The 23,709-nt window shown below is 60.1% G+C and carries 26 protein-coding genes; 15 read left to right on the top strand and 11 right to left on the bottom strand.

Annotated elements, in window-relative coordinates; genetic code table 11:
* Positions 1 to 99: 99 nt before the first annotated feature.
* Positions 100 to 1,665 carry a sigma-54-dependent transcriptional regulator gene (locus tag ACA072_RS07650; protein ID WP_497623841.1) on the bottom strand — a complete coding sequence of 522 codons (1,566 nt, stop codon included), beginning with the start codon at positions 1,663 to 1,665 and terminating at the stop codon, positions 100 to 102.
* Positions 1,666 to 2,036: 371 nt separating this feature from the next.
* Here ACA072_RS07650 and phhA point away from each other — a divergent pair, with 371 nt between their 5' ends.
* The 6 genes from phhA (at position 2,037) to ACA072_RS07620 (ending at position 6,464) form a co-directional block, all read left to right on the top strand.
* Positions 2,037 to 2,825 (top strand): phenylalanine 4-monooxygenase, encoded by a 789-nt coding sequence (gene phhA / locus ACA072_RS07645; protein ID WP_497623840.1) that lies wholly within the window; start codon positions 2,037 to 2,039, stop codon positions 2,823 to 2,825.
* 103 nt (positions 2,826 to 2,928) lie between these two features.
* On the top strand, positions 2,929 to 3,285 hold the full coding sequence (locus ACA072_RS07640; RefSeq protein ID WP_123509107.1) for a 4a-hydroxytetrahydrobiopterin dehydratase: 357 nt from the start codon (positions 2,929 to 2,931) through the stop codon (positions 3,283 to 3,285).
* Positions 3,285 to 4,478, top strand: coding sequence for an amino acid aminotransferase (locus ACA072_RS07635; protein WP_497623839.1), 1,194 nt, complete (start codon positions 3,285 to 3,287; stop codon positions 4,476 to 4,478). Before ACA072_RS07640 ends, ACA072_RS07635 begins: the two co-directional genes overlap by 1 nt.
* 292 nt (positions 4,479 to 4,770) lie before the next feature.
* Positions 4,771 to 4,902: a hypothetical protein gene (locus ACA072_RS07630; protein ID WP_010461912.1), complete on the top strand. Its 132-nt coding sequence runs from the start codon at positions 4,771 to 4,773 to the stop codon at positions 4,900 to 4,902.
* Between the two features lie 76 nt (positions 4,903 to 4,978).
* The gene (locus ACA072_RS07625) at positions 4,979 to 5,164 is read left to right on the top strand and encodes a hypothetical protein (protein WP_497624954.1); all 186 of its coding nucleotides are present in this window, start codon (positions 4,979 to 4,981) and stop codon (positions 5,162 to 5,164) included.
* A gap of 100 nt (positions 5,165 to 5,264) precedes the next feature.
* The gene (locus ACA072_RS07620) at positions 5,265 to 6,464 is read left to right on the top strand and encodes an MFS transporter (protein WP_497623838.1); all 1,200 of its coding nucleotides are present in this window, start codon (positions 5,265 to 5,267) and stop codon (positions 6,462 to 6,464) included.
* On the opposite strand, the gene arfB is transcribed toward ACA072_RS07620, so the two are convergent.
* Both arfB and ACA072_RS07610 read right to left on the bottom strand, forming a co-directional pair.
* A complete protein-coding gene (gene arfB / locus ACA072_RS07615) occupies positions 6,461 to 6,874 on the bottom strand; it encodes an alternative ribosome rescue aminoacyl-tRNA hydrolase ArfB (RefSeq protein WP_123364512.1) in 414 nt (137 codons plus the stop codon). The two genes, ACA072_RS07620 and arfB, sit on opposite strands and share 4 nt — an antisense overlap.
* Positions 6,875 to 7,101: 227 nt before the next feature.
* Positions 7,102 to 8,517 carry an amino acid permease gene (locus ACA072_RS07610; RefSeq protein ID WP_497623837.1) on the bottom strand — a complete coding sequence of 472 codons (1,416 nt, stop codon included), beginning with the start codon at positions 8,515 to 8,517 and terminating at the stop codon, positions 7,102 to 7,104.
* A gap of 931 nt (positions 8,518 to 9,448) precedes the next feature.
* Here ACA072_RS07610 and ACA072_RS07605 point away from each other — a divergent pair.
* Together ACA072_RS07605 and ACA072_RS07600 are read left to right on the top strand one after the other, a co-directional pair.
* Complete coding sequence (locus ACA072_RS07605) at positions 9,449 to 9,586, top strand: hypothetical protein (RefSeq protein ID WP_010461921.1); 138 nt, start codon at positions 9,449 to 9,451, stop codon at positions 9,584 to 9,586.
* Between the two features lie 69 nt (positions 9,587 to 9,655).
* Positions 9,656 to 10,621 carry a leucyl aminopeptidase gene (locus tag ACA072_RS07600; protein ID WP_497623836.1) on the top strand — a complete coding sequence of 322 codons (966 nt, stop codon included), beginning with the start codon at positions 9,656 to 9,658 and terminating at the stop codon, positions 10,619 to 10,621.
* A gap of 166 nt (positions 10,622 to 10,787) precedes the next feature.
* Here ACA072_RS07600 and rluB read toward each other — a convergent pair whose 3' ends face one another.
* The 6 genes from rluB to ACA072_RS07570 all read right to left on the bottom strand — a co-directional run bounded on the left by rluB (position 10,788) and on the right by ACA072_RS07570 (position 15,890).
* The gene (gene rluB / locus ACA072_RS07595) at positions 10,788 to 12,068 is read right to left on the bottom strand and encodes a 23S rRNA pseudouridine(2605) synthase RluB (protein WP_497623835.1); all 1,281 of its coding nucleotides are present in this window, start codon (positions 12,066 to 12,068) and stop codon (positions 10,788 to 10,790) included.
* A gap of 156 nt (positions 12,069 to 12,224) precedes the next feature.
* On the bottom strand, positions 12,225 to 12,416 hold the full coding sequence (locus ACA072_RS07590) for a DUF1289 domain-containing protein (protein WP_497623834.1): 192 nt from the start codon (positions 12,414 to 12,416) through the stop codon (positions 12,225 to 12,227).
* Positions 12,417 to 12,563: 147 nt separating this feature from the next.
* Entirely contained in the window at positions 12,564 to 13,550 is a 987-nt protein-coding gene (gene scpB / locus ACA072_RS07585) for an SMC-Scp complex subunit ScpB (protein ID WP_497623833.1), read from the bottom strand.
* A gap of 11 nt (positions 13,551 to 13,561) precedes the next feature.
* The gene (locus ACA072_RS07580) at positions 13,562 to 14,383 is read right to left on the bottom strand and encodes a segregation and condensation protein A (RefSeq protein WP_461957756.1); all 822 of its coding nucleotides are present in this window, start codon (positions 14,381 to 14,383) and stop codon (positions 13,562 to 13,564) included.
* Positions 14,384 to 15,013: an L-threonylcarbamoyladenylate synthase gene (locus tag ACA072_RS07575; RefSeq protein ID WP_497623832.1), complete on the bottom strand. Its 630-nt coding sequence runs from the start codon at positions 15,011 to 15,013 to the stop codon at positions 14,384 to 14,386.
* 13 nt (positions 15,014 to 15,026) lie between these two features.
* Positions 15,027 to 15,890, bottom strand: coding sequence for a PHP domain-containing protein (locus tag ACA072_RS07570; protein WP_497623831.1), 864 nt, complete (start codon positions 15,888 to 15,890; stop codon positions 15,027 to 15,029).
* An 87-nt stretch (positions 15,891 to 15,977) separates the two neighbouring features.
* Here ACA072_RS07570 and ACA072_RS07565 point away from each other — a divergent pair, with 87 nt between their 5' ends.
* The 6 genes from ACA072_RS07565 to ACA072_RS07540 all read left to right on the top strand — a co-directional run bounded on the left by ACA072_RS07565 (position 15,978) and on the right by ACA072_RS07540 (position 20,395).
* Complete coding sequence (locus tag ACA072_RS07565; RefSeq protein ID WP_462026127.1) at positions 15,978 to 16,574, top strand: septation protein A; 597 nt, start codon at positions 15,978 to 15,980, stop codon at positions 16,572 to 16,574.
* A gap of 1 nt (position 16,575) precedes the next feature.
* A complete protein-coding gene (locus ACA072_RS07560; RefSeq protein ID WP_497623830.1) occupies positions 16,576 to 16,875 on the top strand; it encodes a YciI family protein in 300 nt (99 codons plus the stop codon).
* A 109-nt stretch (positions 16,876 to 16,984) separates the two neighbouring features.
* Entirely contained in the window at positions 16,985 to 17,398 is a 414-nt protein-coding gene (locus ACA072_RS07555; protein ID WP_497316379.1) for an SH3 domain-containing protein, read from the top strand.
* Between the two features lie 7 nt (positions 17,399 to 17,405).
* Positions 17,406 to 18,083, top strand: coding sequence for a response regulator transcription factor (locus tag ACA072_RS07550; protein WP_059407604.1), 678 nt, complete (start codon positions 17,406 to 17,408; stop codon positions 18,081 to 18,083).
* A 318-nt stretch (positions 18,084 to 18,401) separates the two neighbouring features.
* The gene (locus ACA072_RS07545; protein ID WP_131062526.1) at positions 18,402 to 18,851 is read left to right on the top strand and encodes a Spy/CpxP family protein refolding chaperone; all 450 of its coding nucleotides are present in this window, start codon (positions 18,402 to 18,404) and stop codon (positions 18,849 to 18,851) included.
* 203 nt (positions 18,852 to 19,054) lie between these two features.
* Complete coding sequence (locus ACA072_RS07540; RefSeq protein WP_497623829.1) at positions 19,055 to 20,395, top strand: sensor histidine kinase; 1,341 nt, start codon at positions 19,055 to 19,057, stop codon at positions 20,393 to 20,395.
* A 133-nt stretch (positions 20,396 to 20,528) separates the two neighbouring features.
* Here the strand turns inward: ACA072_RS07540 and ACA072_RS07535 are convergent, their stop codons facing one another.
* A complete protein-coding gene (locus tag ACA072_RS07535; protein WP_497623828.1) occupies positions 20,529 to 21,092 on the bottom strand; it encodes an NAD(P)H nitroreductase in 564 nt (187 codons plus the stop codon).
* Between the two features lie 122 nt (positions 21,093 to 21,214).
* Here ACA072_RS07535 and ACA072_RS07530 point away from each other — a divergent pair, with 122 nt between their 5' ends.
* Positions 21,215 to 22,669, top strand: a complete 1,455-nt coding sequence (locus ACA072_RS07530; RefSeq protein WP_497623827.1) for a TrkH family potassium uptake protein — start codon at positions 21,215 to 21,217, stop codon at positions 22,667 to 22,669.
* Here the strand turns inward: ACA072_RS07530 and ACA072_RS07525 are convergent.
* Positions 22,626 to 23,687, bottom strand: coding sequence for an AraC family transcriptional regulator (locus tag ACA072_RS07525; RefSeq protein ID WP_497623826.1), 1,062 nt, complete (start codon positions 23,685 to 23,687; stop codon positions 22,626 to 22,628). The genes ACA072_RS07530 and ACA072_RS07525 overlap by 44 nt on opposite strands.
* Positions 23,688 to 23,709: the final 22 nt, after the last annotated feature.

The following is a 23,709-nucleotide window of genomic DNA, read 5'->3' as shown; positions in this document are numbered from 1 at the left end:
CCAGCCCCCGCGGTGTAGCAGCAAAACCTTGCACGCCGGGTTTGCGACGGCTGCGCCGCCGAACGCTGCCTCGCGGTGCTCGACAGCTGCTACAGGGACCTAGGTGTTGCCGGGGTCTTTGCCCACTTCGTACTCACGCAACTTGTTGGCAATGGTCGTGTGCGAAACCCCCAACCGCTTGCCCAGTTGCCGACTGCTCGGATGCTCGGAATACAGCCGCTCCAGCACCGCTTTCTCAAAGCGCCCGACGATCTCATCCAGACCACCCTCAAGCGAAAAATCGCCAAGCGGCTGACGCACGCCGTAGTCCGGCAAGCGAATGTGCTCGGCCTTCACGGTCCCGCCCTCGCACAGGGAAACTGCCTGGAACAGCACGTTCTCCAACTGCCGGACATTGCCCGGCCAATGGTAATGACTGAGCCGCTCCAGCGCCGCCGGCGCCAGTTTCGGCAGCGGGCAACCGATCTGCCGGCTGGCCTGATCGAGGAAGTGTTCTACCAGCGGCGTCAAACCGTCGAGGCATTCGCGTAGCGGCGGGATGTGCAGCGACAGCACGTTCAAGCGGTGATACAGATCCTGGCGAAACTCACCGCGCGCGCACAACTCGGACAAATCCACCTGCGTCGCGCAGATCACCCGCACATCCAGATAAACCTCTTCATCACTGCCTACACGGCGGAAGCAACCGTCCTGCAGGAAACGCAGCAATTTCACCTGCAACCGCGGGCTCATTTCCCCGACGCCATCGAGAAACAGCGTACCGCCCGCCGTCAGTTCCAGCAGCCCGAGCTTGCCTTCGGCCCGCGCCCCTTCGAAAGCACCGGGCCCGTAACCGAACAACTCAGTCTCGGCCATCGATTCCGGCAAGCCGGCGCAGTTGAGCGCCATCAAGGGTGACTGGCCGCGAGGGCTCGCCAGGTGACAGGCACGCGCCAGCAACTCTTTACCGGTGCCGGTTTCGCCTTCTATCAACAGCGGCGCATCCAGCGGCGCCATGCGCCTTGCTTCACGCACCACCGCTGCCATCACCTTGGAGCTTTGGAAAATGCTGTCGAACCCACGCAATTCCTGCTTGCGCACGTTATAGATGCGCTCACCGACCCGGTCAGCCCGGTGCAGCGTCAACACCGCGCCCGCCATGGCTTCGCTGTCGTCATGCTCCGACTGCAATGGCGCGATGTCGGCGAGAAACACATCGCCCTTGACCTTGACCCGCAGCCCGTTGATCCGCGACTTGTTGGCGCGCACCAGTTCCGGCAAGTCGAAATCCTCGGCATAACGGGACAGCGGAATGCCCGGCACCTCATCGACCCGCACACCCAGCAACTGCGCCGCCGCACGGTTGGCCGCGACGATTGAGCCGCCCATGTCGATCGACAGCACCGGAAACTCCAAAGCGCCGAGCAAGGCATTGAGCTCCATGTGCCGACGCTCGCTGGGCATCAGCCCTACACGCTTGACGCCAAACACCCCGGCAATCGATTCGAATTTCGGACGCAACGCCTGGAACTGAATGTTGATCAGGTTCGGGCAATGCAGGTAGATCGCGTTGCCATGCTCACCGCCGACCTCACCACGAGCGACGTTGATCCCGTACTCGACCAGCAAGTTGAGAATGTCGCGCAGGATGCCGATGCGGTTCTGGCAGTGGACTTTGATACGCATATAAAAGACCTGATAAACGATGATTGACCTGTGGGAGCCAGCCTGCTGGCGATGGCGTCGCATCAGGCGATATTGATGTCGAATGACAGACCGCTATCGCCAGCAGGCTGGCTCCCACAGGGTTAGCGCCCGATTTTTCTGATAGGGCACTGAGAAAGCCGTCAAGATTATGTGACAGTCAAAGCGCTTTTCAAACCCGAGAATCTCAGCAACTACACGGCGGCTGCCGATTCGTAACGAATACTTTACGTTTTTCGCGATTTTTTCCTACATAGAGCGCCGATCACCTACTGCAAGGCCGCAATCATTGGGGTATTCCTATGTCCATAGCAACACATAACAAGAACGAAATCCCCTAGCAGGAGAGCAGCATGAAGCAGACGCAATACGTGGCTCGCGAGCCCGATGCGCAAGGTTTTATCGACTACCCCGCTGAAGAACACGCGGTGTGGAACACGCTGATTACTCGCCAACTGAAAGTGATCGAAGGGCGTGCGTGCCAGGAGTACCTGGACGGTATCGAAAAACTCGGTCTGCCCCACGACCGCATTCCGCAACTGGGCGAGATCAACAAAGTCCTCGGTGAAACCACCGGTTGGCAAGTTGCCCGCGTCCCGGCGCTGATCCCCTTCCAGACCTTTTTCGAATTGCTGGCCAACAAGCAGTTCCCGGTGGCGACGTTTATTCGTACCCGCGAAGAGCTGGATTACCTGCAAGAGCCGGACATTTTCCACGAGATCTTTGGCCACTGCCCGCTGCTGACCAACCCTTGGTTCGCCGAATTTACCCACACTTACGGCAAACTTGGCCTACAAGCCACCAAGGAAGAGCGCGTGTACCTGGCGCGTCTGTACTGGATGACCATCGAGTTTGGCCTGGTCGATACGCCAGAAGGCTTGCGCATCTGCGGCGGCGGCATTCTCTCCTCGCCGAAAGAAACCGTTTACTGCCTGTCGGACGAACCTGAGCATCAGCCGTTCGATCCGCTGGAATGCATGCGCACGCCTTATCGCATCGACATCCTGCAACCGCTGTACTTTGTCTTGCCGAACCTCAAGCGCCTGTTTGATGTAGCTCATGAAGACATCATGAGCATGGTCAAGCAAGGCATGCAGCTGGGTTTGCACGCCCCCAAATTTCCGCCAAAAAAAGCCGCGTGATCCGCAGCTTTTAGAATCAAGTGAGCCTGTCAGAAACCGACGCTTTGGTTTAGCGTGGGGTACTGACGGCCGATTTCCAACAATTCGATTTCAGGAACTCATCATGTCCACATTGAACCAAGCCCATTGCGAAGCCTGCCAGGCCGGCGCTCCACAGGTCAGCGACGAAGAACTGCCGGTACTGATCAAGCAGATCCCGGACTGGAACATCGAAGTTCGCGACAGCGTGATGCAGCTGGAAAAAGTTTTCCTGTTCAAGAACTTCAAGCACGCGCTGGCATTCACCAATGCGGTCGGCGAAATCTCCGAGGCGGAAGGTCACCACCCAGGCCTGTTGACCGAGTGGGGCAAAGTCACCGTGACCTGGTGGAGCCACTCCATCAAGGGTCTGCACCGCAACGATTTCATCATGGCCGCACGCACTGACGACGTAGCCAAGGACGCCGAGGGCCGCAAATAATGCATTTCGACGCCATAGGTCGAGTACCCGGCGACCCGATTCTCGGCCTGATGGAGGCCTATGCGCAGGACCCTAACCCGCGCAAATTCGACCTTGGCGTGGGCGTCTATAAAGATGCCCAGGGCCTGACGCCGATTCCCCAGTCCGTGAAGCTCGCCGAGCAGCGTCTGGTGGATCGCCAGACCACCAAGACCTACATCGGCGGTCACGGCGAACCGGCGTTCGGCAAGGCCATCAATGAGCTGGTGCTGGGCGTCGATTCCCCGCTGATCTCTGAAAAACGGGCCGGCGCCACCCAAACCCCGGGCGGAACCGGCGCACTGCGCTTGAGCGCCGACTTTATCGCCCAATGCCTGCCGGGCCGTGGCGTGTGGTTAAGCAACCCGACCTGGCCGATCCACGAAAGCATTTTCGCGGCCGCCGGGGTCAAGGTCAGCCACTACCCCTACGTCGGCAGCGATAACCGCCTCGACGTCGAAGCCATGCTGGCAGTACTCAAAGAAGCGCCGAAGGGCGATGTCGTTTTGCTGCACGCCTGCTGCCACAACCCGACCGGTTTCGATCTGTCCCATGACGACTGGCGCCGCGTGCTGGACGTGGTGCGCAGTCGCGATCTGGTGCCGCTGATCGACTTCGCCTACCAGGGTTTCGGCGATGGCCTGGAACAGGATGCGTGGTCGACGCGGCTGTTCGCTGCCGAGTTGCCGGAAGTGCTGATCACCAGCTCCTGCTCGAAGAACTTCGGCCTGTACCGTGATCGCACCGGCGCGCTGATTGTCTGTGCGAAAACCGCTGAAAAGTTAGTGGATATCCGCAGCCAACTGGCCAACATCGCCCGCAACCTGTGGTCGACGCCACCGGATCACGGCGCTGCCGTGGTGGCAACGATTCTTGGCGATCCAGAGCTGAAAAGCCTCTGGGCAGACGAAGTGGAAGCCATGCGTTTGCGCATTGCCCAACTGCGCAGCGGTCTGGTGGAAGCGCTTGAACCACACGGCTTGCGTGAACGCTTTGCGCACATTGGTGTGCAACGCGGGATGTTTTCCTACACCGGGTTGACGCCGGACCAGGTTAAACAGCTGCGTGATCATCACAGCGTTTACATGGTCGGTACCGGCCGTGCGAACGTGGCCGGGATCGACGCGACGAGGCTTGACCTGCTTGCCGAGGCAATCGCCGCAGTCTGCAAATAACCTCAAGCCCTACACATCCCCTGACTGATCGTTCCCACGCTCCGCGTGGGAATGCAGCCCGGGACGCTCTGCGTCCCAACAGCGGACGCGGAGCCTCCATTGAGGCATTCCCACGCAGAGCGTGGGAACGATCCCCCCCCCGTAGCTGCTACTGACCTGTCTAGACAACGCCATCCGTCGAAACAAATGGATATAAAAGTCTGATTGTCATTTCTCCTGCTGTATCCTGCCCAAGCTTTTTAAAAGCGCGGATCTACCAGATCTATCAACAGACTTTGCGAGGAGCGCGAACATGCACGAGATCCCTAATCTCCCCTTCCCAAGCCTGCACGAAACTGAGCAGACAACCACGCAACAAGCCGGTGCCCAACAGCCCGAGCCGAAAGAAGCCACTGAACGCCGCCAGGCCGACAGCGAAGACTGAAACACCTGCAATGCCAGACCGTGTGGAAAGCGCTAACATGCGCTTTCCACACCGCCTGAACCCCGAGTTCCACACCATGACTGATGACTTCTCTGAAACCCAGGCCAGCGTCCTGATCGGCACCGCCGAGAAGATGATCGAGATCTGGAATCGCCTCTCTCCCGAGAAACAAGCCGCGTTGCTCGCCCGTTTCGGCAGCGAAGAAAACGCCCTGGCCGCCCTGGTCACGACGCAACTGGTTGCCCCGCAAAAACCTGAATAACCCCCGCCCGGCAAATAGTTTTACTTTTCCACGCCTCGCGGCCGCTCGCGCCGCTATCATAAGCAGCCTATCTATCCTGCTTTCCCGTGGACCTTTACCCATGTCTGAAAACCAGCGCCCCCTGGCGGTCACGCTGCAAGTCGTTTCCATCGTTCTCTTTACCTTCATCGGCTACTTGAACATCGGCATTCCCCTCGCCGTATTGCCCGGCTACGTCCACAGCGACCTCGGCTTCGGCGCGGTGATCGCCGGGCTGGTGATTAGCGTGCAGTACCTGGCCACCCTGCTCAGCCGGCCATATGCCGGGAAAATCATCGACAACAAGGGCAGCAAACTGGCGGTGATGTACGGTCTCGCCGGCTGCGGCTTGAGTGGCGTGTTCATGCTGATTTCGGCCTGGACCCAGAGCCTGCCGATGCTGAGCCTGATCAGTCTGTTGATCGGTCGTCTGGTGCTCGGCAGCGCGGAAAGCCTGGTGGGCTCCGGCTCGATCGGCTGGGGCATCGGCCGGGTCGGAGCCGCAAACACCGCTAAAGTCATCTCCTGGAACGGCATCGCCAGTTACGGCGCATTGGCGGTCGGCGCGCCGTTGGGCGTGCTGCTGGTCAGTCAATTGGGCTTGTGGAGCATGGGCGTGAGCATCGTGCTGCTGGCCGTCCTCGGCCTGGCGCTGGCATGGCCGAAAACCGCCGCGCCGATTGTGGTCGGTGAACGGCTGCCGTTCATGCATGTGCTTGGACGGGTACTGCCCCATGGTTGCGGCCTGGCCCTGGGCTCGATCGGCTTCGGCACTATCGCCACCTTCATCACCCTGTATTACGCCACGCAACACTGGGACAACGCGGTGCTGTGCCTGAGTTTGTTCGGCGCCAGCTTCATCGGCGCACGGCTGCTGTTCGGAAACCTGATCAACCGCCTCGGCGGCTTTCGCGTGGCGATTGCCTGTCTGTCGGTTGAAACCCTGGGGCTGTTGTTGCTGTGGCTGGCACCGGATGCGCACTGGGCACTGGCCGGTGCGGCATTGAGCGGTTTCGGCTTCTCGCTGGTGTTTCCGGCGTTGGGCGTGGAAGCGGTCAACCTGGTGCCCGCCTCCAGCCGTGGCGCGGCGGTCGGGGCATACTCGCTGTTCATCGATTTGTCGCTAGGGATTACCGGGCCGCTGGCCGGTGCGATTGCAGCGGGATTTGGTTTTGCGTCGATCTTTCTGTTTGCCGCAATTGCCGCTTTGAGTGGTTTGGCGCTGAGCGTTTACTTGTACCGGCAAGCGCCTAAGTATCGTGGAGAGCGGGACACCCGCTAGAAATCGATCTTGCCGCGTCCAGCCTTGATGCTGCCGCGCTTGGTCTTGGACTCCAGCCGACGCTTTTTCGAACCTAGGGTCGGCTTGGTCGGACGACGCTTCTTCTCGACCTTGGTGGCGCTGAGAATCAACTCGGTCAGCCGCTCCAGCGCATCGGCGCGATTGGCTTCCTGCGTGCGGTATTGCTGGGCCTTGATGATCAACACTCCTTCACTGGTGATGCGACTGTCACGCAGCGCCAGCAGCCGCTCCTTGTAGAACTCGGGCAAGGACGAGGCCGGAATGTCGAAGCGCAGGTGCACGGCGCTGGAGACCTTATTGACGTTCTGCCCACCAGCGCCTTGCGCGCGAATGGCCGTCAACTCGATCTCGGCATCCGGCAGATGCACATTGTTGGAAATCACCAGCATGGAAAAAGCGTCCGGGTTCAGGGCCGCTAGAATACCGCGAATAGATTGATGGAATACGGACCTTGTGGGAGCGGGCTTGCTCGCGAAAGCGGTGGATCAGTCAACATCAACATTGCCTGACCCACCGCTTTCGCGAGCAAGCCCGCTCCCACAGGGGATTTGTGTAGGCACGGTGAAAACAACAAACCCGGCACATTGGCCGGGTTTGTTGTTTCTGCGTGCTGCGCTTACTTCGCGCTTGCCGCCTGCAACGCATGCTGAGCACTGCGCTTGTTCTTGATGCCGTAGCACACCCACATGAACGCGACCCACACCGGAATCGCATACACCGAGATCTGGATGCCCGGGATCAACAGCATCACGCCGAGGATGAACACCACGAACGCCAGGCAGATGAAGTTCCCGTACGGGTACCACAGGGCCTTGAACAGCGGCGTCTGTTTGGTTTTGTCCATGTGCTGGCGGAACTTGAAGTGCGAGAAGCTGATCATCGCCCAGTTGATCACAAGGGTGGCAACCACCAGCGACATCAGCAGTTCCAGCGCGTTTTGCGGGATCAGGTAGTTCAGCAACACCGCGATCAACGTTACCGCCGCCGAAGCGAGGATCGAGCGCACCGGCACACCGCGCTTGTCGATCTTCGCCAGGGCTTTCGGCGCATCGCCCTGCTCGGCCATACCCAGCAGCATACGGCTGTTGCAGTAGGTGCCGCTGTTGTACACCGACAGCGCTGCGGTCAGGACCACGAAGTTGAGGATGTGCGCGGCGGTGTCGCTGCCGAGCATCGAGAACACTTGCACGAACGGGCTGCCGCTGTAGGAATCACCCGACGCGTTCAGGGTCGCCAACAGGGCGTCCCACGGCGTCAGCGACAACAGGATGACCAGTGCACCGATGTAGAAAATCAGGATCCGGTAGATCACCTGGTTGATGGCTTTCGGGATCACGGTTCTCGGCTTGTCGGCTTCGGCTGCGGTGAAACCGAGCATTTCCAGGCCGCCGAAGGAGAACATGATGATCGCCATGGCCATCACCAGACCGCTGACGCCGTTCGGGAAGAAGCCGCCGTGGGCCCACAGGTTGGTCACGGATGCTTGCGGACCGCCGTGGCCGCTGACCAGCAGATAGCTGCCCAACGCAATCATGCCGACGATTGCCACGACCTTGATGATCGCAAACCAGAACTCGGCCTCGCCAAAGACTTTGACGTTGGCCAGGTTGATCAGGTTGATCAGGACGAAGAACCCGGCGGCCGAGACCCAGGTCGGGATGTGGGGCGCCCAGTAGTGGATGTACTTGCCGACCGCAGTCAGCTCCGACATGCCCACCAGAATGTACAGGATCCAGCAGTTCCAGCCCGACAGGAAACCGGCGAAACCGCCCCAGTATTTGTGCGCGAAGTGGCTGAAGGAACCGGCCACCGGCTCTTCGACGATCATTTCGCCGAGCTGGCGCATGATCATGAATGCAATGAAGCCGCAGATGGCGTAGCCGAGGATCATCGACGGGCCGGCAGATTTCAGTACGCCGGCCGAGCCCAGGAACAGCCCGGTACCGATCGCGCCACCGAGGGCGATCAGTTGAATATGGCGATTTTTCAGGCCGCGTTTCAGCTCGCCTGAATGCGAGTTTTGTCCACTCATGAAAAGGGTCTCACGCAAGGTTTGATGATGTTCATTAGACGTTGCCGCTCGGTTGCGATTTCAAGCAGCGCCGATCAAACCCCAGCGAAGGCAATAGGAGTTCAGCGTTTTTACAACGGTCATGCGTCACCTGTTTGTTTTTATCTGTGACGAAATCGAACCCGGCACGCTTGTGGCGCGGCGGAGTGAACAAGGCGGATAGCCTTGAGGTTTGCGCAGGTGCGCAGGAGGTCACAGTTAAAACGCGGCGCATTGTACACCTGTAACCCCCTGCTGCCAGACACCGCTGGATCAGCGTGTCGCTTGCCGGGATTGCCTGTGTCCGCCCCGAGGGTCTCGGGCGGCTGCAAAAACTGGGTCAGACCTTTGCGGGTCTTCGATAAGGGCGACGAGAAAACCGCCCCTTGGGGAGAAGTGGAGATGAGTCACGGCGTACATTGCGCCTCCTTCTTGTTATGCACCTGCACGACAGGCATGGGGCGCATCTCACCCTTCCAGCGCCGCCGAAACAAGCGGGCCAGAGCCTTGCAGAATCGCCGACCCGGCTATTTGCGGCAGGTTTTCCTTACACCCCTTCCGCAAGCGTCAATCCAAGGGCTTTAAGGCGTGAATCCGTCAGCATTTCTTTACAAGCTGTAACGCATATTTTCCAAATCAGATCGATCTGTAGGACGACTGCAAATTGACGGTAGGAAGCTTCCTAACGAAAAGGTCGAGTTAGTTTTTTGTTTTTTATCGATAAAAGCCTCGCCAAAAAACAGAATAAAAAGTTCAACAAAATCTAATTTGATTATTTTTTTGCAATTTAAAAACCTCTGGACTAGGTTTTCAGCGACTTGCCGAGACGCATCGACCGTCAAGTTGGCGGGTTATTCAATGACTGAAAAACACGCCGCTGCACTTACCGAAAAAGTCATCTAGGAGATTCACAATGCAAGCACTTGAAAAAGACTTGGAAACTGAACTGCAACTGGACGATTGGTTTGAAGCACCGACCCATGAAGCCGCCGTTGAAATGATGCAAGCCGATGCGGTCGTTCCGTTCGGCACGGCGATGTGGCCGCTGTAAGACACCCCGGCAGGTACGATCCGGCCGGTTGTGCCTGCCACTTTTTCTCGGTTTGTCAGGGAGGACTACATGGATAAGCAACGCGCCATTTCGCATTTCCTTTACTACCTCGAACACCACCCTGCCCTTGCCGGCATCAATCCGGCGGAGGTCTTGCTCGGCCACACCGCTGATTACCAGGCACTGACTGGCGCCATCGCCGAACAGGCCGGTGACAGCCAGCCCTTCCGCTTCAGCGCCGTGCGCCTGGACCTCGAACCGACAGAAAAGCTGGCCCAGGCGATTGCCGACAGCGATCTGTACATTTTCTTCTACGACTCTTCCACCCTGCCCAATCCACGCCCCGACGGCCCGGAGTTTGTCCGTGCGCTGCAAGACGTCATGGCCGAGAACTGGAAGAAGTCGCTGCTGTTCAAGGATTACGGCGATTACTTCTACGACACCTTCAGTGTCACTCCGCAGCGAATTGCGGGGCTGAACAGCCACTTGATCCAGCGCATGTCCCACGCGACAACCTTAAGTTTCAAAGATGATCACGGCTCATGGTTTGAAACGCCGATGCATAGCATCAAGAAGTGGACGGATATCAACGGTGTCGGCAACTTTGACTTGGCGCCCGGTGAAATAGCGACGCACAGCGAAGCGATTAACGGCCAGGTGAAGTTCATGGGGACTTTCCTCAGCACCATTCCGTTTGCCCGCAAGTACGGCGTGCTGGATTCGCCGCTGGAGTTGTGGATCGAGAACTCGACCATCCGCAAGATCGCCACGGAGGTGCCGGGGCTGGAACATGACTTCAACAAGTACCTGGAGGCCAATCCGTCGAATCGACGCATTGAGGAATTGGGGATTGGCACCAATGAGGGCGTGAAGAGTTTGTATGCGCGCAATGCCGGGTTTGAGGAGCGCCATTGCGGGCTGCATCTGGGGCTTGGAGGCGGGGCCAAGGGCAGCCATCATCTGGACCTGATCTTCTCCAGCGGCGTATTGGCGCTGGATGATGAGCCGGTGTTTGATGGGCGGTTTGTCTTCTGACTGATCGTTCCCACGCTCCGCGTGGGAATGCAGCCCGGGACGCTCTGCGTCCCATTGGAACGCGGAGCGTCCCTAGAGGCATTCCCACGAAGAGCGTGGGAACGATCAGCCAGACAAAAAAAAACGCCAACCCAAAGGTTGGCGTTTTTTATGCGGCGCTTACCGATTACTCAGGCTTGCGACGACCAAAGCCCGGACGCTGGCCCGAACCCGCTGGCGCACCACGGCGTTTGCCCGACGGTGCATCCTTGTCGACCAGAACGATGCCTGGGCGTTTCTTCCCGACAGGCTTGGCCGGACGCTTGGTGTCGGCCGGACGATCTGCCACTGGCGTACCGCGACTCGAATCACCACGAGGAGCACCGCGATCGCTACGACCACCGGACGGAGCACCGCGGCCTTCGCCACGCTCGGTGCGACCGTTGGCCGGACGTGGCGTGCGTGGACCGCGCTCGCCGTCAGCACGAGGTGCTGCTGGCTTGCGGGCTGGACGCTCGCCTTCGATATGCGGTTCACGCGTATCACGTGGAGTAGCAGCGGTCTGGTTACCGATGGCTGGACGCAACGAACGCACGCGCTCGGTCTTGCCCATCGGACGCGACGATTTACGCTGCATGCGGTCGAGCTTGTCTTTGCTCTTGGCGTTCATCTGCGGCATGGCCACAGGCGTCAGGCCCACTTCAGCACTCAGAATGTCGACTTCGTACTGGCTCATTTCGCGCCAGCGGCCCATCGGCAGGTCGGAGTTGAGGAACACCGGACCGAAACGCACGCGCTTCAGACGGCTGACCACCAGGCCCTGGGATTCCCACAGACGACGAACTTCGCGGTTGCGACCTTCCATCACCACGCAGTGGTACCAGTGGTTGAAACCTTCGCCACCCGGCGCTTGCTTGATGTCGGTGAACTTGGCCGGACCGTCTTCGAGGACGACGCCTGCTTTCAGGCGCTCGATCATCTCGTCGTCGACTTCGCCACGCACACGTACCGCGTATTCACGGTCCATTTCGTAGGAAGGGTGCATCAGGCGGTTGGCCAGCTCACCGTCGGTGGTGAACATCAGCAGGCCGGTGGTGTTGATGTCCAGACGACCGATGTTGATCCAGCGACCTTCTTTTGGTTTCGGCATCTTGTCGAAAACGGTCGGACGGCCTTCCGGATCAAGGCGGGTGCAGATTTCGCCGTCGGGCTTGTTGTACATGATCACGCGGCGTACCGACTCGGCGGCTTCTTCGCGCTTGATCACCTTGCCATCAATGGTGATGGCGTCGTGCATGTCGACGCGCTGCCCGAGGGTGGCGTCTTTGCCATTGACCTTGATGCGGCCGTGGCTGATCCAGGCTTCCACGTCACGGCGCGAGCCGACGCCGATACGGGCGAGGACTTTCTGCAGTTTTTCGCCTGCTGGGCCGATTTCCTGGTCGTCTTTCTGGTCGTTGATACTCATCTGGGCACCTCCCGGTGTGGTCTGTTCAGGCGGCCCTGAATTGAGCGTCCTGAAGCGATGTAAATCTAATCACTTGGCGAGGGGATCGCCGAAGGGTCGCGAATCATACGCTCATGGGAGCGTTTGCGCATCAGAGACTAGCTGATGATTGCCTGCTTATTTGCTTTTGCGCCGAACGGCACCGCCGAGTTTGATCAACCGAAGTGAGGCTTCGGCCAGGACGGTGCGCTTGTCGGCCTTGTCGAGTTTCTTCCAGGCCTTGATCTCACGCTTGCTGCGACCGCAGCCGAGGCAGATGTCGTCGGTGAACTTGCAGACGCTGATGCAGGGGTCTTTGGTTGAGCTCATCAAATACTCCAGTCAACACAAAACCCCTGTGGGAGCTAGCCTGCTAGCGATGAGGGAGTTTCAGTCGACATCATTGTTGCCTGACACTCCCTCATCGCTAGCAGGCTAGCTCCCACAGGGGGGCCTTCTTTGCCTACGGGATTTGGGTCAGTCGTCAAACTCGCGGCGTTCGGCCTCGATGGCTTCGGCGAGGGCGCGGGCTTCGGCTTCTTCGTCACTCAATTCGGGCTCGGGCTTGTGTTGTTCAAGGGCGGCGACAGCGGCGAGAAGTTTCTCGCGCGCCTCGGCAACACCGAGCACGTCGTCTTCGAGTTCTTCTTCCTGCTCTTCTTCGACTGTGGCTTCGGGCTCGACCTGAAGTTCAACTTCGATCTCCGGCTCAGGCTGATCCAGCACCTCTTCGGATTCCACCACCGCGCTATCGCGCAGGATGTCATCAAAGTCAGTCTTGATCCCCTCCTCCATGGTATCCAGTTCCAACAGCAACGTATGGAAACTGGTCTCCTCCTTCGGCTCTTCCGGCTCGGCGCTGGCATCGGCCAGTTCCTGCAAGCCCGCCGGCACCGGCGCGTCGTCGAAGTCGAGTACCGGATCGGGCTCCAGCTCGCGCAGGTCGGCGAGCGGCGGCAGATCGTCGAGGTTCTTCAGGTTGAAGTGATCGAGGAACGCCTTGGTGGTGGCGAACATCGCCGGTTTGCCGGGCACGTCGCGGTAGCCGACGATGCGGATCCACTCGCGTTCCAGCAGAGTCTTGACGATGTGACTGTTGACCGCCACACCGCGCACGTCTTCGATCTCGCCCCGGGTGATCGGCTGGCGATAGGCAATCAGGGCGATGGTTTCGAGCATGGCGCGCGAATAACGCTGCGGGCGTTCTTCCCACAACCGTCCTACCCACGGCGAGAACTTTTCGCGGATCTGCAGACGATACCCGGAGGCCACTTCCTTCAGCTCGAAGGCGCGGCCGTCGCAGGACTTGGCCAGAATCGTCAGGGCTTTCTTGAAGACCGGCGGCTCCGGCCGCTCGCCCTCTTCAAAAAGTTCGAACAGGCGTTCAAGCGATTGCGGTTTTCCCGAGGCCAACAGAAAGGCTTCAAGCAGTGGCGCCAGCTCGCGGGGTTCAGTCAGGTTCATGATTCAACTCGTTATTCGGCTCGGGCTCGCACGTGGATCGCCGCGAACGGCTCATTCTGCACCAGCTCGACCAAAGATTCCTTGACCAGTTCGAGGATCGCCATAAAGGTCACCACCACCCCCAGACGTCCTTCTTCAGCGGTGAACAACTCGACAAAGGGCACGAAACCGCCGCCCTTGAGCCGTTCCAGTACATCGCTCATGCGTTCGCGGGTGGACAGCGCCTCGCGGCTGACCTGGTGGCTTTCGAACATGTCGCCACGGCGCAGGACCTCGGCCATCGACAGCAATATTTCCGAAAGTCGCACATCCGGCAACAGCTTGCGCGCCCGGGCTTCCGGGGCGTCGAGCTTGGGCACCACCACGTCACGGCCGACACGGCTCAGGCCATCGATGCCTTCCGCCGCCGCCTTGAAGCGTTCGTATTCCTGCAACCGGCGGATCAGTTCGGCGCGCGGGTCGTCTTCTTCGTCTTCGATGGTTTCGGCACGCGGCAACAGCATCCGCGACTTGATCTCGGCCAGCATCGCGGCCATCACCAGGTACTCGGCGGCCAGTTCCAGGCGCACCGACTGCATCAACTCGACATAGCCCATGTACTGGCGAGTGATTTCCGCCACCGGGATATCGAGGATGTTGATGTTCTGTTTGCGGATCAGGTACAGCAGCAGGTCGAGCGGGCCTTCGAACGCTTCAAGGAAAACCTCGAGCGCATCCGGCGGAATGTACAGGTCCAGCGGCATTTCCATGACCGCCTGGCCATAGACCATGGCGAAGGGCAGCTCTTGCTGGGCGCCGGCCTGGCTGTCGACAACGGGTTCTACTGCCGACATCTACGCCTCGGCCATGAACGGCGTCGGGTCGCCGCAGCCAACGCGGATCACTTCCGGCTCGCCGTCGGCGAGGTTGATCACGGTGGACGCCTTGATCCCGCCAAAACCGCCATCGATGATCAGGTCGACCTGATGCTCAAGCAATTGGCGCATTTCGTAAGGATCGCTCATCGGGTCGGTGTCGCCGGGCATGATCAGGGTCACGCTCATCAATGGCTCGCCGAGTTCTTCCAGCAGCGCCAGGGCAATCGGATGGCTCGGTACCCGCAGGCCGATGGTGCGTTTTTTCGGGTGCAACAACAGCCGCGGGACTTCGCGGGTGGCGTTGAGAATGAAGGTGTAAGGCCCCGGCAGGTGCGCTTTGAGCAAGCGGAAGGTGCCGGTGTCGATCTTGGCGAACAGCCCCAGTTGCGACAGGTCGCTGCAAATCAGCGCAAAGTTATGCTTGTCATCCAGCCCGCGCAAACGGCGTACGCGCTCCACGGCAACCTTGTCGCCGATCTGGCAACCAATGGCGTAGGACGAGTCTGTGGGATAAATCACCACCCCGCCGTTGCGGATGATCTCGACAGCCTGTTTGATCAGGCGCACTTGCGGGTTTTCCGGATGAATCTGGAAAAATTGACTCACATTCTCTACCTGTTCAGACGGCGGCAATAATTGGGTCATGTTTGAATCGACACCACAGTGGTGGCAGATCCTCCGGGAGCGGGCGGTATTCGCCGATCTCGGACCAGCCTCCAGGGCCATGAAAATCACTGCCGGCGCTGACCAGCAGACCGAATTCGCGGGCAAGAATCGCCAGGCTGCCCACTTGTTCGGCGGGCTGATGGCCATTGACCACTTCAATGGCGTGGCCCCCGGCTTGAATATAGTCAGAAATCAGGCGGCGACGCTTGCTGCGAGTGAAATCGTAGTGCCACGGATGCGCCAGACTGACCCATGCCTTCGCGGCCCGAAGGGTTTCGACCGTGTCTTCCAGGGTCGGCCAGTGCTGTTTGACGTCGCCCAGCTTGCCGGCGCCCAGCCATTTACGGAACGCTTCGGCGCGATCCTTTACGAAACCTTCACGCACCATCCAGTCAGCGAAGTGCGGACGGGCCGGTGCATTGCCGCTGTCACCCAGCTCCTGCTGGATGGCCCGGGCACCTTCCAGCGCGCCGGGCATGCCTTTCAACGCCAGCTTGCGGCTTATTTCTTCGGATCGCAGCCAGCGGCCATCGTGCAATCTGGCGATTGCCTCGACCAACGGTACGGCATTTACGTCAAATCCGTAGCCGAGCACATGAATGGTCGCGCCGCCCCAGGTGCAGGACAATTCGACGCCGTTGACCAGTTGCATCCCCAGCGCGGTTGCCGCACTGCGCGCCTCATCAAGGCCTTCAAGCGTGTCGTGATCGGTCAAGGCCAGGACTCGCACGCCTTTCTCGAACGCACGCGCCACCAGGACAGCAGGCGCGAGAGCGCCATCGGAGGCGGTGCTATGGCAGTGCAAATCGACATTCACGGGGATGTGTTACCTCAAATCAGCTGGCGCTATCGCGCGCCCATATGTTTGTTATTATGCCGCCACATCCTGCTTCTGGCTGCCACTGTGAAACAATTCATCGATTTCATCCCGCTCCTGCTGTTTTTCATCGTTTTCAAAATTGATCCACGGGTCGTCGACATCGGCGGTCATCAACTGACTGTAGGCGGTATTTACAGCGCCACCGCGATGCTGATCATCAGTTCCCTGGTGGTTTACGGTGCGCTGTTCATCAAGCAGCGCAAGCTGGAGAAGAGCCAGTGGCTGACCCTCATCGCCTGCCTGGTCTTCGGTAGCCTGACGCTGGCGTTCCACAGCGAGACCTTCCTGAAGTGGAAAGCCCCGGTGGTCAACTGGCTGTTCGCCCTCGCATTCATTGGCAGCCACTTCATCGGTGATCAATTGCTGATCAAGCGCATCATGGGCCACGCACTGACCCTGCCGGACCAGGTCTGGACGCGCCTGAACATCGCCTGGATCGGCTTTTTCCTGTTTTGCGGTGCCGCCAACCTGTTCGTCGCGTTCACGTTCCAGAGCTACTGGGTCGACTTCAAAGTCTTCGGCAGCCTGGGCATGACGTTGCTGTTCCTGGTCGCCCAGGGTATTTACCTGTCCCGCCACCTGCACGACGCCGATACCACAACGCCAAAAACCGAGGACTGACATGCTTTACGCAATCATTGCCACAGACGTCGCCAATTCCCTGGAAGCCCGCCTGGCCGCACGGCCTGCCCACCTCGAACGCCTGCAAGTGCTCAAGGGCGAAGGTCGTATCGTATTGGCCGGCCCGCACCCGGCGGTCGACAGCAATGATCCGGGCGCGGCGGGTTTCACCGGCAGCCTGATCGTCGCCGAGTTCGATTCCCTGGGCGCCGCCCAGGCCTGGGCGGATGCCGATCCGTACATCGCCGCTGGCGTCTACGCCAGCGTTTCGGTCAAGCCGTTCAAGCAAGTCCTGCCGTAATTTCCTCTTGCGCGATGAACCTTGTCGGTTCATCGCGCTCTCAACGCTCATTATTCTCGTTCAGCGGCCGACAACCTGCCCAATACTCGTATTGGAATCAGGAGTGGCGATGCGCAAAGGTCCGTTGTGTCTGATGTTGGTGACGTTGTCGATGGTGGCCCCTGCCCACGGTGAAGAAAGCGCCGAGGGCGGCAGTTCGACGCCGCTGTCGCTGAGCGCCGGCAGCCAGATCAGTGAGTTGCAGCAGCGCTTGAAGGTAAGTGAGCAGCAACGGGAAGAACTGAGCAAACAACTGCAAAATACCGACAGCGAACGCGAAAGCGCTCAGCTGAGCCGTTTGCGCCAAGAGAATCAGCGCCTCAAGCTGCAACTCAAGGAAGCCCAGGCCAGCAACCCGCTGCCACGCCTGCTGACTGATCAGCAGCAATGGTTCGTAATCGGTGGTGGGGTTGCGCTATTGGCCCTGCTGTGCGGTATCTTCGCCAGCGGTGCCACCAGAAAACGTCGGCAATGGCTAAATTGAGTGAGTGATGAGCGAGCTGTTATTAATTGATGATGACCAGGAGCTGTGCGAGCTCCTGAGCAGTTGGCTGAGCCAGGAAGGCTTTCAGGTCCGTGCCTGTCACGACGGCCAGAGTGCCCGTCGTGCGCTGGCCGAAACCTCCCCCGCCGCCGTAGTGCTGGACGTGATGCTGCCGGACGGCAGCGGTCTGGAACTGCTCAAGCAATTGCGCAGCGACCACCCGGACCTGCCGGTGCTGATGCTGTCTGCGCGTGGCGAGCCCCTGGACCGCATCCTCGGCCTGGAACTCGGCGCCGACGACTACCTGGCCAAGCCGTGCGACCCACGGGAACTGACAGCCCGTCTGCGCGCCGTGTTGCGCCGCAGTCATCCGGCGGCGGTGTCCAGCCAGCTTGAACTGGGCGACCTGTGTTTCAGTCCGGTGCGCGGCGTGGTCAGCATCGACGAACAGGAATTCACCCTCACCGTCTCCGAAAGCCGTCTGCTTGAAGCCCTGCTCAAGCAACCCGGCGAGCCGCTGGACAAGCAGGAGCTGGCGCAAATCGCCCTCGGCCGCAAGCTGACCCTGTACGATCGCAGCCTGGACATGCACGTCAGCAACCTGCGCAAAAAGATCGGCCCCCACCCCGACGGCCGCCCGCGCATCATTGCCCTGCGCAGCCGCGGCTACTACTACAGCCTCTGAAACCGAACACGATCTCTCGTAGCAGCTGTCGAGCCCCGGCGAGGCTGCGTCCGGCTGCGAAGCAGTCGTGAAATCAGACAATGCGGTTTTTCAGGTAAACCGCGTACTCAGGTTTCACGACTGCTTCGCAGCCGGACGCAGCCTCGCCGGGGCTCGACAGCTGCTACAACGGTTGTGTTTCGTCAGGGGTATGGATTTGTCAGTTCGGCCAGAACTCGTCTTTACCCAAGCTTTACGCTCCGCTGACCGCCGCTGACCTTGATCTCCGTAATCTGAACTCATCCGGAACGTACCGGGAACGAGACAAGGAGATTCACCATGCGCAAGACTCTTATCGCTCTGATGTTCGCTGCCGCCCTGCCGACCGTTGCCATGGCCATGCCTGAAGGTGCCGGCCCGATGGGTGGCCCGATGGACGGCTCGCGCCACGGCGGTCAGATGCACGGCATGCACGGTAAAGGCCCGTACAGCCAGCTGGACCTGAGCCGCGAACAGCGCGAGCAGATCCGCAAAATCATGGGCGAGCAGATGCACGAGCGTAAGCAAGTGGTCGAGAAGTACCTGGAAAAACTCTCGCCGGCCGACCAGAAAGCCATGAAAGATGAAATGGCTGCCAACCACAAGAAAGCCGAAGCCGATGTTCGTGGCCTGCTGAAACCGGATCAACAGAAGAAATTCGACGAGATCCAGAAGAAAAAGGCTGAGCGCCGCGCCGAATGGGCCGAGTTCAAGGCGTGGAAAGCGCAACAACCGCAAAAAGCGCAATAATGCGTCAACCCGGACCCGACGGCTAACCCCGTTGGGTCTGTCTCCATTCAGTCTAATGTGGGAGCGGCGGTGCGACGATTCGACTTGCTCGCGAAGGCGTCCTTTTAGTCACGTTGATGTTGAATGTGCCGACGCTTTCGCGAGCAAGTCGAATCGTCGCACCGCCGCTCCCACATTGACTTGTGATTGTCTGAGGATTTTCTGTGCGCTCATTGTTCTGGCGTATCCTGGCCAGCTTCTGGCTGGCCATCGCTCTGGTTGCAGGGCTGTCCATTCTGCTGGGGCACATGCTCAACCAGGACGCGTGGATTCTCAGTCGCCACCCGGGCCTCAACACCCTCGCCGAACAGTGGACGCAAACCTACGAAGCCCAAGGCGAAGAAGCGGCCCAGGACCTTCTGGAACAGCGCAAGCGCCAGTATCACATCGATGTTCAGGTGCTCAACGAGAGCGGCGATCCAGTAGTGCGCGGCACCTTCCCCCGCCGTGCGGCGGCTTTCGAAGCACGGCAGAACAACGATGATCGCCGCCTGCCGTGGCGGCGCCTGACCGCGGAATACACCAGCGAAAAAACCGGCGACACCTACCTGCTGATCTATCGCATCCCACACCCGGAACTGGACTCATGGCACCGCGAAAGCCTGCTGTGGCCGTTGAGCGCGTTGGGCATTGCGCTGGTGGTGCTGACCCTCTTCAGCCTGTTCGTGACCTTGTCCATCACCCGCCCGCTCAACCGCTTGCGCGGCGCGGTGCATGACCTTGGGCAAACCACTTATCAGCAGAACAGCCTGGTGAAACTGGCCAACCGCCGCGACGAATTTGGTGTGCTGGCCAACGATTTCAACCGCATGGGCGCGCGCCTGCAAAGCCTGATCGGCAGCCAGCGGCAATTGCTGCGAGACGTGTCCCATGAATTGCGTTCACCGCTGGCACGACTGCGCATTGCCTTGGCACTGGCCGAGCGTGCCACTCCCGAAGAACGGGAAAAACTCGCGCCACGCTTGACCCGTGAGTGCGATCGACTCGAAGCGCTGATCAGCGAAATCCTGGTGCTGGCGCGGGTCGATGCCGACAACGCCAGCGCTGAAGATGTAGACCTGAATGCGTTGCTCAACACGCTGCAAAAGGACGCGCAATTGGGCTCGCCGGAGCAGACCGTACGCCTTGAAGCCGAACCGCAGCTGAACCTCAAGGGCTGGCCGACGATGATCGAGCGTGCCGTCGACAACCTGCTGCGCAATGCGCAGCGTTTCAACCCGCAAGGGCAGTCGATTGAAATGCAGGCAGTGCGCCAGGGCGAGCGGATTGTGGTCAGCGTCAGGGACCACGGGCCCGGTGTCGACGCCGAGCATCTGACTCAGCTGGGTGAGCCGTTCTATCGGGCGCCGGGGCAGACTGCGGCCGGGCATGGCTTGGGATTGGCCATTGCGCGACGCGCGGCGGAACGGCATGGCGGGAGTCTGGTGCTGGCCAATCATCCGCAGGGCGGGTTCATCGCCAGCCTGGAATTACCGTTGGTGCCTGGAGCCGTCGTCCAACCCTGAACCCTGAACCCTTTGGCGTCAGGGCTTGATCGTTCCTACGCTCCGCGTGGGAATGCCTCAAGGGACGCTCCGCGTTCCAATGGGACGCTCCGCGTCCCGGGCTGCATTCCCACGCAGAGCGTGGGAACGATCCTTACTGACCAGGCCAGGCGCTGACGAATTGGGCCAGGTCAACCTTCTCCGCCACGCGCGGTTCTTTCTGCGGCGTACCCAGGTAAAGAAACGCGATCACCTCCTCCCCGTCCGCCAAGCCCAACCCTTTTGCTACATGCGCCGAATAGGCCAGTTCACCGGTGCGCCACACTGCGCCAATGCCTTGCGCGTAAGCAGCCAGCAGAATCCCGTGAGCCGCACACCCCGCCGCCAGCAATTGCTCGGATTTCGGGTATTTGACGTGATCCTGTATCCGCGCGATCACGACGACCACCAGTGGCGCGCGCAATGGACCGTTACGCGCCTTGTCCAGTGCCGCCTCGGACACCTCGCTGTCTTGCAGCTTCGCCGCTTCGGCCAGCAACTCACCCATTTGCTCGCGCGCCGCGCCTTCGACTGTCAGGAAGCGCCAAGGCTGCAAATGGCCGTGGTCCGGCGCACGCATCGCGGCGGCAAACAGCACCTCGCGCTGTTCTGCAGTGGGTGCCGGTTCGAGCAGTCGTGGAACGGAAACACGGTTGAGCAAAGCGTCGAGAGCCTGCATCGGCCACCTCCTGAAAAATATGTGCGGCTATTCTAGCTTCAACTGCGTTGGCGGTGCCGGTTTACATGCCCTGCCCCGCAGGTAGAATGGCGCCCTTCCTTTCTTCAGCCCGAGCGGACTTCATGGCGTTGCCGACCTTACGTCTCATTGGTTTCATCATCGGCCTCTTCCTGATCACGCTGGCCATCGCCATGGTCGTGCCCATGGCCACCCTGGTGATTTACGAACGCACGGGCGATCTGCCGTCGTTCCTCTGGGCGAGCATGATCACCTTTGTCGCCGGCCTCGCGCTGGTCATCCCCGGTCGCCCCGAACACGTACATCTGCGCCCGCGCGATATGTACCTGCTGACCGTCAGCAGCTGGCTGGTGGTGTGCATTTTCGCCGCGCTACCGTTTCTGCTGACCCAGCACATCAGCTACACCGACTCATTCTTCGAAAGCATGTCCGGCATCACGGCCACCGGGGCGACGGTGCTCACCGGCCTGGACACCATGTCCCCCGGCATCCTGATGTGGCGTTCATTGCTGCACTGGATCGGCGGTATTGGCTTTATCGGCATGGCGGTAGCGATTCTGCCGCTGCTGCGCATCGGTGGCATGCGGCTGTTTCAGACCGAGTCGTCGGACCGTTCCGAAAAGGTCATGCCCCGTTCGCACATGGTGGCGCGTTTGATCGTTGCGGCCTACGTCGGCATCACCATTTTCGGCAGCCTGGCATTCTGGTGGGCCGGGATGAGCCTGTTCGATGCAATCAACCACGCGATGTCGGCGATCTCCACCGGTGGTTTTTCAACGTCCGACCAGTCTCTGGCCAAGTGGCCGGAGCCTGCAGTGCATTGGGTGGCGATCGTCATCATGATTCTTGGTGCCCTGCCGTTCACCCTCTATGTAGCGACCTTGCGCGGTAACCGTAGGGCCCTTATCAAGGATCAGCAGGTTCAAGGTTTGCTCGGCATGTTGCTGGTGACCTGGCTGGTGCTCGGCACCTGGTACTGGTGGACCACCCAACTGCACTGGCTCGAAGCGTTGCGGCATGTGGCGCTGAACGTGACTTCGGTCGTCACGACGACAGGATTTGCACTGGGGGACTACAGCCTCTGGGGCAATTTCTCGCTGATGCTGTTCTTCTACCTGGGTTTTGTCGGCGGTTGCTCGGGCTCGACGGCGGGCGGGATCAAGATCTTCCGCTTCCAGGTCGCCTACATCCTGCTCAAGGCCAACCTTAACCAACTGATTCACCCGCGCGCGGTGATCAAGCAGAAGTACAACGGTCACCGTCTCGACGAAGAGATCGTGCGGTCGATCCTGACCTTTTCGTTCTTTTTCGCCATCACCATCTGCGTGATTGCGTTGTTGCTGTCGCTGCTCGGCGTCGACTGGATGACCGCCCTGACCGGCGCGGCCAGCACCGTTTCCGGTGTCGGTCCGGGCCTGGGCGAGACCATCGGCCCGGCGGGTAACTTCGCCACCCTGCCGGACGCCGCCAAGTGGATTCTCTCGTTCGGCATGCTACTGGGCCGACTAGAGATCATTACGGTGTTTGTTCTGTGTATTCCTGCGTTCTGGCGGCACTGACAACCGCGGGCGTTTCCATCATCCGCGCCCGGTACTCGCCGGGCGTCGCGTCGAACCATCGCCTGAAGGCACGGAAGAAGTTGCTCGGATCGGCGAACCCCAGCAGGTAGGCAATTTCCAGCAGGGTCATGGTCGGCTGCGCCAGGTATTGCTCGGCCAGTTCACGCCGAGTGTCGTCGAGCAACGTCTGAAAACTCGTGCCTTCTTCCTGCAAGCGGCGCTGCAAGGTGCGTTGCGACAGGTGCAGCGTCTGCGCCACGGTATCGCGCTTGGGTTCGCCCTGGGGCAGCAAACGGCACAGCACCTGTCGCGCCTTGTGGGTCACGCGACTCTCGGAAAACCGCGCCAGGTATTCGCCGGCAAACCGGTCATGCAACAGCGCCATCGCCTCGTTGGCCGTCGGCAGCGGCGCCTCCATGTCGGCACGCTCGAAGATCAAGGCGTCATAAGGCGCGTTGAACACCAAAGGCGCATGGAAAGCGAGTTTATAGGGTTCAAGATCGACAGGCTGATCGCCCTGGATCAGCACCTTGCGTGGTTGCAACGTGCGCCCGGTCAACCAGCCGCACAGCGCCAGCGCACAGGCCAGAGACGCTTCGGCGCTCTGCCGGGTTGGCGGCAAGTGATCGCCATGCACCGTCAGAATCAGCGCATAACCTTCATCCAGCAGGCGAAAACTAAGGTCGGCACTTTCGGCAATGATCCGCTGATAACGCACCAGCCGCTGAAAGCCTTCGGCCAGGGTCTGGCTGGACATCAGGGCGTAGCCAGCCACATGGAACGAGGCCGGTCGCACCACCTTGCCCATGTTCAGGCCAATCGCCGGGTTGCCGGACAGCTCGACCGCGCGCTGCCACAGGCGTGTCATGGAATCTTGCGGGAAGCGCGCATCCGGATCATCCAGTGAGGCGTAGTCGAGCCCCAGTTGCTTGAACAGAACCCGGCAATCCAGGCCGTCCATCTCCAGTGCTTTGACAATCCCCATCGCCCAGCTTGCAGAAGTCGTTCGTTCGCTCATGGCGTTTTCTTACTGTTTTGTG

The sequence above is a fragment of the Pseudomonas sp. LBUM1656 genome, from assembly GCF_059716065.1.
The sequence above is the reverse complement of the archived record's forward strand: the minus strand, read 5'-3'. Positions and strand labels throughout refer to the sequence as shown.